The 12,126-nt window shown below is 71.2% G+C and carries 11 protein-coding genes; 3 read left to right on the forward strand and 8 right to left on the reverse strand.

The features are described from left to right. Positions 1–27 precede the first annotated feature (27 nt). Positions 28–1,683 carry an FAD-binding dehydrogenase gene (locus tag AC1DXJ_RS05175; protein ID WP_477624525.1) on the reverse strand — a complete coding sequence of 552 codons (1,656 nt, stop codon included), beginning with the start codon at positions 1,681–1,683 and terminating at the stop codon, positions 28–30. Between the two features lie 53 nt (positions 1,684–1,736). Next, positions 1,737–2,438, reverse strand: a complete 702-nt coding sequence (locus AC1DXJ_RS05180) for an HAD-IA family hydrolase (protein ID WP_477636468.1) — start codon at positions 2,436–2,438, stop codon at positions 1,737–1,739. A 102-nt stretch (positions 2,439–2,540) separates the two neighbouring features. Here AC1DXJ_RS05180 and AC1DXJ_RS05185 point away from each other — a divergent pair, with 102 nt between their 5' ends. Next, positions 2,541–4,202, forward strand: coding sequence for a metallophosphoesterase family protein (locus AC1DXJ_RS05185; protein WP_477614140.1), 1,662 nt, complete (start codon positions 2,541–2,543; stop codon positions 4,200–4,202). Between the two features lie 80 nt (positions 4,203–4,282). Here the strand turns inward: AC1DXJ_RS05185 and AC1DXJ_RS05190 are convergent, their stop codons facing one another. Genes AC1DXJ_RS05190 through AC1DXJ_RS05200 form a run of 3 tightly spaced genes read right to left on the reverse strand, consistent with a single transcriptional unit; the run spans position 4,283 to position 6,798 of the window. Further along, complete coding sequence (locus AC1DXJ_RS05190; protein ID WP_477636469.1) at positions 4,283–5,185, reverse strand: sucrase ferredoxin; 903 nt, start codon at positions 5,183–5,185, stop codon at positions 4,283–4,285. Beyond that, positions 5,182–6,423 carry a cupin domain-containing protein gene (locus AC1DXJ_RS05195; protein ID WP_477624529.1) on the reverse strand — a complete coding sequence of 414 codons (1,242 nt, stop codon included), beginning with the start codon at positions 6,421–6,423 and terminating at the stop codon, positions 5,182–5,184. Before AC1DXJ_RS05195 ends, AC1DXJ_RS05190 begins: the two co-directional genes overlap by 4 nt. A 27-nt stretch (positions 6,424–6,450) precedes the next feature. Further along, on the reverse strand, positions 6,451–6,798 hold the full coding sequence (locus AC1DXJ_RS05200) for a hypothetical protein (protein WP_477624530.1): 348 nt from the start codon (positions 6,796–6,798) through the stop codon (positions 6,451–6,453). A 221-nt stretch (positions 6,799–7,019) separates the two neighbouring features. Here AC1DXJ_RS05200 and AC1DXJ_RS05205 point away from each other — a divergent pair, with 221 nt between their 5' ends. Both AC1DXJ_RS05205 and AC1DXJ_RS05210 read left to right on the forward strand, forming a co-directional pair. Next, entirely contained in the window at positions 7,020–7,367 is a 348-nt protein-coding gene (locus AC1DXJ_RS05205) for a glyoxalase superfamily protein (RefSeq protein WP_477624531.1), read from the forward strand. 142 nt (positions 7,368–7,509) lie between these two features. Beyond that, on the forward strand, positions 7,510–8,562 hold the full coding sequence (locus AC1DXJ_RS05210) for an SGNH/GDSL hydrolase family protein (protein WP_477636470.1): 1,053 nt from the start codon (positions 7,510–7,512) through the stop codon (positions 8,560–8,562). A gap of 167 nt (positions 8,563–8,729) precedes the next feature. On the opposite strand, the gene AC1DXJ_RS05215 is transcribed toward AC1DXJ_RS05210, so the two are convergent. From AC1DXJ_RS05215 to AC1DXJ_RS05225, 3 genes are all read right to left on the reverse strand, one after another. Then, on the reverse strand, positions 8,730–10,007 hold the full coding sequence (locus tag AC1DXJ_RS05215; protein WP_477624533.1) for a sugar ABC transporter permease: 1,278 nt from the start codon (positions 10,005–10,007) through the stop codon (positions 8,730–8,732). Further along, positions 10,004–10,876: an ATP-binding cassette domain-containing protein gene (locus AC1DXJ_RS05220; protein WP_477614147.1), complete on the reverse strand. Its 873-nt coding sequence runs from the start codon at positions 10,874–10,876 to the stop codon at positions 10,004–10,006. The genes AC1DXJ_RS05215 and AC1DXJ_RS05220 overlap by 4 nt, the downstream gene beginning before the upstream one ends. Before the next feature lie 143 nt (positions 10,877–11,019). Continuing rightward, positions 11,020–12,111, reverse strand: coding sequence for an ABC transporter substrate-binding protein (locus AC1DXJ_RS05225; protein ID WP_477624534.1), 1,092 nt, complete (start codon positions 12,109–12,111; stop codon positions 11,020–11,022). Positions 12,112–12,126: the final 15 nt, after the last annotated feature.

Consider the following 12,126-nt stretch of genomic DNA (forward strand, 5'->3'; position numbering starts at 1 on the left):
CGCGCTCGACGAACCAGCGACCCGCGGTCAGCTGACGGCGGCTGCGGCTGCCCTGCCTGCGGTGCGCCCGGAGAAGATGCAGCCGCCGAGGAAGGTGCCCTCGAGCGCGCGGTACCCGTGCACCCCACCGCCGCCGAACCCGGCAACCTCGCCCGCGGCATACAGGCCGGGCACCGGCTCACCCGATGCGGACAGGACGCGCGAAGAGAGGTCGGTCTCGAGGCCGCCGAGGGTCTTGCGGGTGAGGATGTTGAGGCGCACCGCGATGAGCGGGCCGGCCTTGGGGTCGAGGATGCGGTGTGGTGACGCCGTGCGGATCAGCTTGTCACCACGGTAGTTCCGCGCCCCACGCACGGCGGTCACCTGGGCGTCCTTGCAGAAGTCGTTGTCGATCTGCCGGTCACGGTCGACGATCTGGCGTTCGAGGTGGGCCAGGTCGAGGGGCGCGTCGGGGGTGAGCGCGTTCATCTTGGCGACGAGCTCGCCGAGGGTGTCGGCCGAGACGAAGTCGGCGCCCTTGTCGAGGAACGCGCGCACCGGTCCGGGCATGTCGGCCCGGGCACGCCCGAGCACGTCCCTGACCGACTTGCCGGTGAGGTCGGGGTTCTGCTCCGAACCGGAGAGCGCGAACTCCTTGCCGATGATCTTCTTCGTGAGGATGAACCAGCTGTGGTCGTGCCCGGTCCGGCGCAGGTGCGACAACGTGCCGAGCGTGTCGAAGCCGGGAAAGAGCGGGGCCGGCAGCCGGTCGCCGTTCCCGTCGAACCACAGGGAGCTCGGCCCGGGCAGGATGCGGATCGCGTGGGACGGCCAGATGGGGTCCCAGTTCTCGATGCCCTCGACGTAGTGCCACATCCGGTCACGGTTGACCAGGCGCCCACCCGCGGCCTCGGTGATGGCCAGCATCCGGCCGTCGACGTGCGCCGGGACCCCCGTGAGCATGTGCTCGGGCGCGCCGCCCAGCCGTTCGGGCCAGTTGGCGCGGACGAGGTCGTGGTTGGCGCCGATGCCGCCGCTGGTGACCACGACCGCCTGCGCGGTCAGCTCGAACTCGCCGACGGCGTCGCGGTTGGTCGGCCTGCCCCGTGAGGCATCGTCGGCAGCCAGGAGCGTGCCCCGGACCCCGGTGACGGTGCCGTCCGAGGTGATCAGCTCGTCGACCTGATGCCGGTGCCGCAGCTCGACGCGACCCGCTGCGACGTGCTCGGCGACGCGCCTCAGGAACGGCGCCAGCACCCCGGGCCCGGTCCCCCAGACGATGTGGAACCGCGGCACCGAGTTGCCGTGCCCCGACGCGGACCCGTCGCCGCGCTCGGCCCAGCCGACGACGGGGAAGAACCGCATGCCCTGCTCGTGCAGCCAGGCCCGCTTCTCCCCGGCCGCGAAGTCGACGTAGGCGCGGGCCCACTGGGCGCCCCACTTGTCCTCGTCGTCGAGCCGGTCGAAACCCGCCGAGCCGTTCCAGTCCTGCCAGGCCAGGTCGACGGTGTCCTTGATGCCCATCCGTCGCTGCTCGGGGCTGTCCACGAGGAACAGCCCACCGAACGACCAGTGCGCCTGCCCGCCGAGGTTCGCCGCACTCTCCTGGTCGACGACCAGGACCCGGCGCCCGGCATCGGCGATCTCGGCAGCAGCAACGAGTCCGGACAGTCCGGCTCCGACCACGATGACGTCAGCGTCCATGACCGCACCCTATGGCGCAGGCGGTCACCGCGGGTTCGGTCACAAGGGATCGGTCACCCGGGGTCGGTCACCCGGGGGCGGTCCGTGAGGCGAACGYGACCGGACTCGACGACGAACCGCACGTCGCCCAGGTCGTCGACCACCGCGTCCGCGACGAGCTCGGCGCGAGCCGTCGTCGTCGTGACGGCGAGCGTCGCACACCCAGCCGCCCGGGCTGCTTCGAGCCCGCCGGGCGCGTCCTCCACCACGAGGCAGTCGGCCGGGTCGACCCCCAGCTTTGCAGCTGCGAGCAGGAAGGGGTCGGGGTGCGGCTTGCCCCGGGCCACGTCGCTCGCGGTCACCACGACAGCGGGCGCAGGAACCCCTGTCGCGGCGATCCTCGCGGTGGCCAGCGGGGTCGTGCACGAGGTGGCGATCGCCGCCAGGTCGCGGCCGTCGGCCCCGGCGGCGCGCAGGGTGGTGAGCGCGTCGAGCGCGCCGGGAAGGATCGCGATGCCCTCGGTGTCTGCGATCTCGATCGCCTCGATCCGGGCGAAGGCGGCGTCGACGCGCTCCAGCGGCAGCAACGCCGTGATGATGCCCCGCGCCGGCACACCGTGGAAGCCGTTCAGCCGGCCGGGGTCGACACCCTCCTCCTGCGCCCAGCGCAGCCAGGACCGGACCACCACGGGAATCGAGTCGATCAGCGTCCCGTCCATGTCGAACAACACCGCCGCGAAGGTGCGGCCCTCGAGCGTTCCCAGGCTGCGCGGCATACCCCAAGCCTAGGAGGCCCTGGGGGGCGGCATGGAGGAGGTGGGGAGGAGGCGGGGGCTGGTGACCGTGGGGCCACCGGCGTCGCCCGTTACGGTGGAGAGGTGAGCACGCCCCCCGAGAGCCCACGTCGGTGGCGGCGTGTGTCCCGGTGGCTGCTGCGGCTCGGCGCCCTGGTCGTCCTCTTCGTCGCCTGCAACAGCGGCGGCGTGGCCGCGACGACGCTCTTCCCGAGCAGTGCCGACACCCTCAACTACGGCGCCGACCTGCGGCTGTCGCTGAACCCCGGCGACGTCTCCGCCATCCAGAGCCCGACCATCTTCGGCGACATCCGGATGGACTTCGCGGGACTGGTGCCGGCACCCGGCGTGGTCGCCCAGGTGCACGTCAAGGAACGCATCACCGATCTCCTCGCGCGTCCCAACATCTCGGTCCAGTCCCTCCAGCCCGGTCCCCTCGAGCTCGAGCGCGCCGCCCGCGGTGGCGCGATCGCCCTGGGCTGGCGGTTCGCCGCCGGTGCCCTCGTCGTGGCCCTCCTCGGCCTCGGCGGGTATGCCGCGTGGCGGCGACGCGCGCCGCGGGTGCGGTGGAGCGCGGTGGTCGCCTCCGTGTGGGTCTCCTCCTGCGTCGCGACGTTCGGGGTGATCGGGGTGACCTACCAGCCCGAACGGCTCGACAGCTTCACCACCACAGGGATCCTCGGGACGGTCCAGCGCAACGCCGACCTGCTGGAGGGAGTCGAGACCAGGGCCGAGCAGGTCACGCCCTACCTCAAGAACCTGCTCGCGCTCTCGGCCGCGCTCCAGGACAAGTACTCACCGCAGGTGCTCGGCCAGCCGGTCGCCGCGCGGATCCTGCTCGTGTCGGACATCCACGGCGCCAACCAGTACGCCCTCATGAAGACCATCGTCGAGCAGGAGCGGATCGACGCGGTCATCGACTCCGGTGACCTGGTGAACTTCGGCAGCGCCACGGAGGCGGATGCGGCCGACCTCTTCAAGGGAATCGCCTCCCTGGGGGTGCCGTACCTCTTCGTCAAGGGCAACCACGACGGACGGTCCGACGTCGACCGTGAGGTGCTGGACCGGCTCGCCTCCATCCGGAACGTCGTGCTGCTCGAGCCCGACGCTCAGACCTACACGGTCGAGAGCATCCACGGCCTGCGGATCGCCGGGTTCAACGACCCTCGGTGGTTCGGCGACGACAACACCAACAACGCCGCCAAGCAGAGGCCGGCGGCAGCGCGGTTCAACGCCGCCATGGCGGACCTCGCCGCCCCGGACATCGTCGTCTCCCACGAGCCGTCGGCGGCCAAGGACGTTGCCCGGGCAGGCATCCGGGTCAACGGCCACCTGCACGCCACGCAGCTCGAGGGGTCACGGATCGGAGTCGGCACCTTCACCGGCGGTGGACCGTTCAGCCACTTCATCGCGAGCGAGGACACAGGTGCTGCCGGCAACGGCGACAAGGGCGACGCCGGCGAGCTCACCGGCCAGCCGTCCGCGTTCGACATCGCGACGTTCGGCACCGACTGCCGACTGGCCTCACTCACGCGCTACCAGTTCCGCAACGTCATCGAAGGACGCCCCGCCTACGACGACGTGACCCTGATCAACGGGTCGAGGATCGAGGACCGTGCACCCGAAGCTGCACCGCCGGCCGGCGAGGGCGAGGGCGCCGGGACGCCCGGAGCCGCGAAGCCGACCCGGACCTGCGGTCCCACCGTGGAGCAGACCAGGGAACGCGTGACCGCCACGCCACGCTGAAACCCGTCTCCGGGACGGGCGGGCCCTCCTGACCCCTCCTGGCCGGCCTGACCCTCCTGGCCAGCCGGGTCGGCCCGGTCCTAGCCGGCGGGGCCGGCGACCACGGCAGTCCACGTGTACGCCGTGGCGTCGGCCTCGGCCCGGCAGGTGAGCCGGGCGGCGGCCTGGCTGGTGCGTCGGACGGTCACCGCCGACCGCGCCGGCACGGCTCCCCGGCCCAGCACCTCGACGCGCCACACCTTGCCGTCCGTGACCACCTCGCCGGGCAGCACGTCACCGGCCGCCGCCGGACCGTGGGCGCGCAGAACCGCAGCGAGGGCGGCCTGCACGGGGGGTCGGTGGGCCGAGAACCCGCGCAGGTGCTCCACGTCCACGGACCCTGAGAGGTGGCCCTGCACCACCTCGACGGCGCTCGCCGCGTCGAGGCCGCCATAGACGGTGCCGTCGGGGACGACGAGCAGGTTGGCGGCGAACCGGTCGCCGCCTATGTGGGTGCACTCCCAGGTCTGCTGCGGCCAGCGGACCGCGAGCGCCTGAGCGACCGGGCGCCCCCTGACCGCACAGCAGAGGTCGTGCCTGCCATGCGTGCAGACCAGGAAGAGCGGGTCGGGCGGGTGTCCGCCGACCCTGCCGGCGGGTCCGTGCAGCAGGGCCGAGCCGGCGGCGAGCAGGTCCTCCGACCGCCCCCAGGTGCCCCACTGCTGTCGGCCGTCGAGGTCGAGAACGGTCCAGCGGCGCTGCTCCGGAGGTCGCGGCACGACGGGCCGGCCGGGTCGGCGGATCAGCACGACCCTGCCACCGACGTCCAGGGCGGTCCGATGCAGGCGATCCGCGACCGCCGCGTCGATGCCGGGGCTGTCGAGCGCTGCTGGAGCCCACCCGCCAGGGTGCTCGACGAGGAGCCACCGCACGGCCGGAGCCGCGGTGCCCACCAGCGGGTCGCCCCGACGCCGGGCAGACGTCGAGCACCGGGGAGTCGTCATCCGGGGACGACGACGCCGGAGCGCATCAGGGTCCGGGCGAGGTCCAGCCCGAGCTCCCCCACAGTCGCGGAGCCAGAGGCCAGGAGCTGCTCCACGGCAGCCAGGTCGGCTCGCTCGACGGGAAGCGCTCCGGTTCGGCTGCGCAGCACCGTGCGGCCTCCGGCGGCCGGCACGAGGGCGGCCGCCACATGGGCGCGCAGCTCGACCCGCGACGACTCGGTGAGGGCACGGGCCGCCTCGGCCTGGGCCAACGGTGCCAACGGTGCCGGGCGCTGGGCGGCTCGGGCCGCGCCGGCCAGGCCGTTGCGGAGGTCGGCGGCGTCGACCTCCGCAAGCGCCTCGATCAGGGCGGCACGGACGGCCTCGACGTCGCCGGCGGCCGGACCGCCCGCGACCAGGTCCGTGCCCACCGGCAGGGCCGACCTCAGCTCGAGGGATCGGCTGGCGCGGGTCACGGCGGCGCGAACGAGCTCGTCCGCCACGTGGCGTCGGGTCCACGAATGGACGCCGATGGTGAGGTGGATGCTCGTACCCCCCAGGGCCGTGGCCGAGTGGAGGTATCCCCTGGGAAGGTAGAGGCAGTCACCCGGGGCGAAGGTCTCCTCGATGAGGGGTCGGTCCTGGGCAGCCTCCTCGACGGCAGCTCGCCGGTCCGTCCACGGCTCGTCACGCAGCGGCAGCTCGTGCACGGGTGGGCGGATCCGCCACCTCTTCTCGCCCGCGACCTGCAGGACGAACACGTCGTGCACGTCGTAGTGGTCACTGAAGCCGGTGTTCTCGGGTGGGGTGACGTAGGCGTTCACCTGCACCGGGTGACCGAGCTCGGCCGCCAGGGCCTGGGAGAAGTCGATGATCGGGCGCCAGGTCCGGTGCAGTCCCTGAAGGACCAACGTCGCACCCTCGGAGAAGTGGTGCAGGACCGCGTCGTCGCTGGCCTGGTCACCGATGGCGGCGCCGATCCCTCCGCCGCGGGTGAAGCTGCGGTCCTCGAGCGTGGTCCCCTCACGCGCCATGCGCAGGAACGGTGTTCGTAGCCCACGACCGGAGACGAGCTCGTCGACGGCATCGGCGGAGAAGAGGTCGTCGAAGGACCTCGGCAGGTCGGCCGCTCGGCTGAGCAGGGGTTCGCGCGACCAGTAGCGCTGCGCGAACTCGGCCGGGGCGACGGCCAGCAGTCGTGACAGCACCGGGTGCCCACCGCTGGTGGCAGGCACCCGGTGCGGCGACGTGGTCGTCACCGAGTCACCGACGGAAGGTCGGGATCGCTACGCCTGGGCGTCTGCACCGCCGTCGGCACCACCGTCGTGCCCGTCGGGGTTCGCGCCGCCATCCGCGGGACCTTCCCCGGCTCCGCCGTCCGCGCCGCCGTCGGCTCCGCCGTCCGCGCCACCGTCGGCTCCGCCGTCCGCGCCACCGTCGGCTCCACCGTCCGCGCCACCGTCGTGGCCACCGGCGTCCGCGCCACCATCGGCCGGGCCCTCGCCCGCGCCGCCGTCGGCTCCACCGTCCGCGCCACCGTCGTCGGCGCTGCCCGGCATACCGGCCGCACCACCATCAGACGGTCCGATGCCGGCCTCGTCGTCGCTTGCTTCGTTCAGGGGGGTTTCGGTCATGGCTGGTTCTCCCTGTCGTCGAGCGACGCCGTGTCACGCCGCTTCCCCATTCCTATGCCACGCAGCCCTGAGCCGCCACTCAGAACCTGGCGTTTGCGCAGGTCAGGGGCCGATCACGCACACCTTTCGCCATACCGGAGAACCGGGCGGTCGGGGGCAGTCCCTGCGAGGATGATCTCGGCGGCCACCCACCAGCACCGCGCCCGTCCGAGGAGGTCCCGTTGACCGAGAGCATCAGCCCGATCCTGCGAGTGGCCGACGCGTTCGCGGCCCTGCCGTGGTACGAGCGGCTCGGGTTCGAGCAGGTGAGCGCGCACCGGTTCGGGCCCGGTATGCCGGTCTACCTGATCGTCCGTCGTGGCGATGTCCACGTCCACCTGTCCGAGCACCTCGGCGACGCCCGGCCGGGCGGGTTGGCCTACCTGTGGGTCGACGACGTCGACGTCGTGGCGGCCGAGTTCGGCACGGTCGTCGAGGACAACCCCTGGGCGCGCGACACCGAGCTGGTCGACCCCGACGGCAACCGGATTCGCGTGGGCACGTCGACAGGCTCAGTGGCCGACGGGTAGCTCCCCACGAAGGTGAGCGCGAACCCCCTGCGGCAGGTATGAAGTTGACAAGGGTTCCTCCCGACTTCGCGCTGGGCGCTCACCACGGTCCTGGCAGCCCTACTGTGCATTCACCGATCCACTGGACCGCAGGGAGATGTCAATGGCGATGACCCGCGCATTCGGCGTGATCGCGGCACTGGGTGCCGCGGCCGCCCTCACTGTCTCGGCAGCACCGGCGCAGGCTGCGAACTCCTATGTGGCACTGGGCGACTCGTACTCATCCGGGACCGGGACCCGGACGTACATCAACGACGGCACCTCGTGCCAGCGCTCGGTCTACGCCTACCCGTCGCTCATCTCGGCAAGCAAGGGGCTGACCCTGAACTTCCGGGCCTGCTCTGGTGCCAAGGTCGCCGACGTCACCAACACCCAGCTGAGCGCACTGTCTGCCGCCACCACGCAGGTCTCCATCTCGGTCGGTGGCAACGACGCAGGGTTCGCGGCCGTCCTCACCGAGTGTGCCAAGCCGGGCTGGATGAGCGACTGCAACGGGGCAGTCGACGCCGCGCAGTCCATCATCAACAACACCCTCCCCGCGAGGCTCTCGACCCTCTATGCCTCGATCAGGGCCAAGGCGCCGAACGCCAGGGTGGTCGTGGTCGGCTACCCCCGGATCTTCCAGGGTGAGGACTGCAACGCCTTCACCTGGTTCTCCCCCGCCGAGGAGTCCCGGCTCAACCAGACCGCCGACCTGCTCAACAGCAAGACGTCGACCCAGGCGAGCGCCAAGGGTTTCAGCTTCGCCAACCCCACCAGCCGCTTCGTGGGCCACGCCGTGTGCGACGACGTCGAATGGCTCAACGGGTTGTCGAACCCGGTCGGTGAGAGCTACCACCCCAACGTCGCCGGTCACCGCGACGGCTACGCCCCGCTCGTGAGCACCCCCCTGACGGGGAGCGCGTTCAAGGTCAGCGCTGTCAGCCTGCGCAAGGCCGAGCTGTCGGCCGACCGCCTGGCCAGCCAACAGCGTCGCTACGCAGGCGTCGACGCCTCGATCACGCCTGAGCAGTTCCGCGCGCCCGACCTGACGACGGCTGCCGCCAGGGCGGCGGCCAAGCGCGCCGGTGTAGATCTCCACTCGCGCGCCAGCATCGATGCCGCCGACCGGGCCTGGTCCCAGCGCCAGGCCGCAGACCACCTCGCCACCCCCTGATCACACCTTTATCGGGTTGAGGGACTAAGGGCGGCTTCACCCGGAAACCGTTTCCGGGTGAAGCCGCCCTTTATCGGGTCACCCGATAAAGGTGGGACGGGCGGCAGGAGGGGTATGCCGGGTGGTGACCACCCGGCATACCCCTCCTGTCGTCGTGCGGGAACCGCTCAGGCGCGGCCGTGGGCGGCGCGGCTGCGGCGGCTCAGGGAGTCGACGATGACGGCGAGCAGCAGGACGCCGCCGGTGATCATGTAGCGCTCGGGCGAGCCGAGGTTGACCAGGCTCAGGCCGTTCGAGATCGACTGGATCACGAGGATGCCGAGCAGGGCGGAGTAGGCCGAGCCACGCCCGCCGAACAGCGACGTACCACCGATGACAGCGGCCGCGATCGCGTTCAGGTTGACGTCGCCGCCGCCGCTGCTCTGGTTGGCGGCCGCCAGGCGACCGGCTGCGAGGAGGCCACCGAGGGCCGCGAGGGTCGAGCAGAACACGAAGACGGTGACGTAGATGCGCTTGACGTTGATGCCCGCGCGACGGGCGGCCTCGACGTTGCCGCCGATCGCCAGAACCGATCGACCCCACGACGTGCGCCGGATGACGAAGTCGAAGATGACCACGAGCGCGAGGAAGAGCACGAACATGTAGGACACGCCACGGTCCCGGTTGAGCACGTAGACCGGGATGCCCAGAAGCAGCAGGAGCGCCACGGAACGCAGCGCCACCGTGACGACCGGTGTCGTGGACAGACCCGCGGCAGCGCGACGCTGGTTGGAACGCAGGCGCAGGGCCGCGTAGATGAGCACCGCAGCGACGACGATCAGGTAGGCCACCGCATCGGGGAGGAACTTCAGGGCGGAGAACTTCACGATCGCGGAGTCGAAGGGGATGTTGATCGACCCCTCCTTCCCGAGGACCTTGAGCTGCAGGCCCAGGAAGCCGAGGAGTCCAGCCAGGGTGATGACGAAGCTGGGCACGCCGAACCGCGTGTAGAGCACGCCGTAGACCCCGCCGATGACCGCGCCCGCGACGAGGGAGGCGATGATCGCGAGGGGCAGCGACCACCCGTGACCGACGAAGCCAACGGCCAGGATGGCGGCCGACAACCCGCTGATCGAGCCGACCGAAAGGTCGATCTCGCCCAGCAGGAGCACCAGCACGATCCCGAGCGCGATGATCCCCGTGGGCACGCTCTGCTGGGTGAGGTTCACGAGGTTGCGGCTGGACAGGAAGGCGTCGTTGCGCAGGGCGAAGACGCCCCAGATGACGATGAGGCCGACGACGACGGGCAGCGACCCGAGGTCACCACTGCGCAGCCGCGACAGGAACGCGCGCAGGAAGCCGCCGATGCCCTGCGACGCGATCAGCCGCTCGTCCTGCAGGTCGGCGGGCAGCGCGGCCGTGGCGTCCAGGGCCTGCGCCTCGGGGGTGGGCGTGGGGGTGCTCATGACTGCTCCTCCGAGGTCGCAGCGGGACCGGTGGCCGCTGGGCCTGTGGTCTCGGTGCCGGTCGTGTCTGCGGGTTCGGGAGTGACCGCGCGGCGGGCGGCCCGCTGGGAGACGGCGTTCGTCGTCGCACCCGTGATCGCGGCGATGATCTCCTGGCTGGTGGTCTGGCTGACGTTGAACGTGCCGTTGTTGCGACCGAGGCGCAGCACGCTCACGCGGTCGGCGACGGCCATCACGTCCGACATGTTGTGGCTGATCAGGATGACCCCGAGTCCGTTCTCCCGCAGGCGTTCCACGAGGTTCAGCACCTCGGCCGTCTGGGCGACGCCGAGAGCCGCGGTCGGCTCGTCGAGCATCACCACCTTGGGCGCCCCGAGCAGAGACCGGGCGATGGCCACGGTCTGGCGCTGGCCACCGGAGAGGCTGGCGACCGGGATGCGCACCGAGGGGATCTTGGCACTGAGCTGGCGCAGCAGCCGCCAGGACTCCTGCTCCATCGTCACCTCGTCGAGGGCACGGCCGCGATAGAGCTCCCGGCCGAGGAAGAGGTTGGCGACGACGTCCAGGTTGTCGCAGAGCGCCAGGTCCTGGAAGACCGTCGCGATGCCGAGGTGTTGGGCCTCCGCCGGGCTGGCGACGCTGGCGGCCTTGCCGTCGAACGTCATCTGGCCCTCGTCGGGGGCGTAGACGCCGGCGATCGTCTTGACGAGCGTCGACTTCCCCGCGCCGTTGTCGCCCACCAGGGCCACGACCTCGCCCGAGTTCACGTCGAAGTCGATGTCCTTGAGTGCCTGGACGGCGCCGAAGTGCTTGGAGATGCCGGTGAGCGCCAGGACGGCTGTCGTCGGCGGTGCGAGGGTCGCGGTCATGTCAGTCCTTCGTGTGGTTCGGTGGAGCCGGAGCGAGTGCGAATGCCGTTGCGTCGGAACGGGTCCGTCGTGTCGGTATGCCGCGTGCACCGGCGGGTGGGAACGGCGCCGAGGCGCTGCCCCCACCCGCTGGTGCGGGTGCGTCAGCTCAAGCCTGCCTTGGCGCAGACCGCCGCGAAAGCACCGGAGCAGAGGTCCGCGATCTTGTAGACGTTGTCCTTGATGATGGTGTCCTTGACCTTGTCCTTGGTGACCGCGATCGGGTCGAGGATGGTCGAGGGGACACCGTCGGTGTCGCCGGTCGATTCGGGCTTCTGCTTGTTCGCCAGCGCGATGGCAGCCTTGGCGGCGGCCTCGGCCTCCGGCGGGACCGGCTTGTAGATGGTCATGGCCTGGTCACCGGCGAGGATCCGCTGGATCGCGGCGAGCTCGGAGTCCTGACCCGTGACGGGCGGGAGCGGGTTCACGCCACCGGCCTTGAGCGCTGCGATCGCGCCACCGCCGGTGCCGTCGTTCGCGGCATACACGCCGACGAGGTTGCCCTTGACGGCCGAGATCTGGCCCTCCATCCAGGCCTGTGCCTTGTCGGGGCTCCAGTCCGGGGTGTCGTACTCGGCCGCGATCTTGAAGCCGCTGCCGTCGAGGACGCTGTGGGCGCCCTTCTTGAAGCTGGCGGCGTTGGGGTCGGTCGGCGCGCCGTTGATCATCACGATGTCACCCGAGGTCTTGCCCCCGGCCTTGATCGTGTCGACCAGGGTCTGGGCCTGGATCTTGCCGACGGTCTCGTTGTCGAAGGAGACGTAGTAGTCCGCGCCGGCGATGAACCGGTCGTAGGCGACGACGGGAACGCCCTGGCCCTTGGCACTGGCGACCACCGCGGCAGCAGCCTTGCCGTCGACCGGGTCGAGGACGAGGACGTTGGCGCCCTGGGTCAGCGCGGCCTCGGCCTGCTGCTGCTGCTTGGCCGGGTCCTGGTCGGCGTTGCTGTAGATGATCTTGCAGTCTGCGCAGCCCTTCTTGACGGCAGCCTCGAACAGCGGGCGGTCGAAGGTCTCGTAGCGCGTGGTCTTGGACTCGGGCAGGAGGAGGGCGATGGTCTTCTTTGCACCGCCACCGGACGATGATGAGCTGGTGCCGGAGCCGGAGTCACCGCTGCCGCCACACGCGGCGAGCGACGCGAGGCCGAGGCCAGCCACTAGCGCGGCCCCGGCGAGACGAATGGAACGGGTGGGCATAGCTGAACTCCCTTG

The organism is Pedococcus sp. P2_D9 (genome assembly GCF_056404275.1).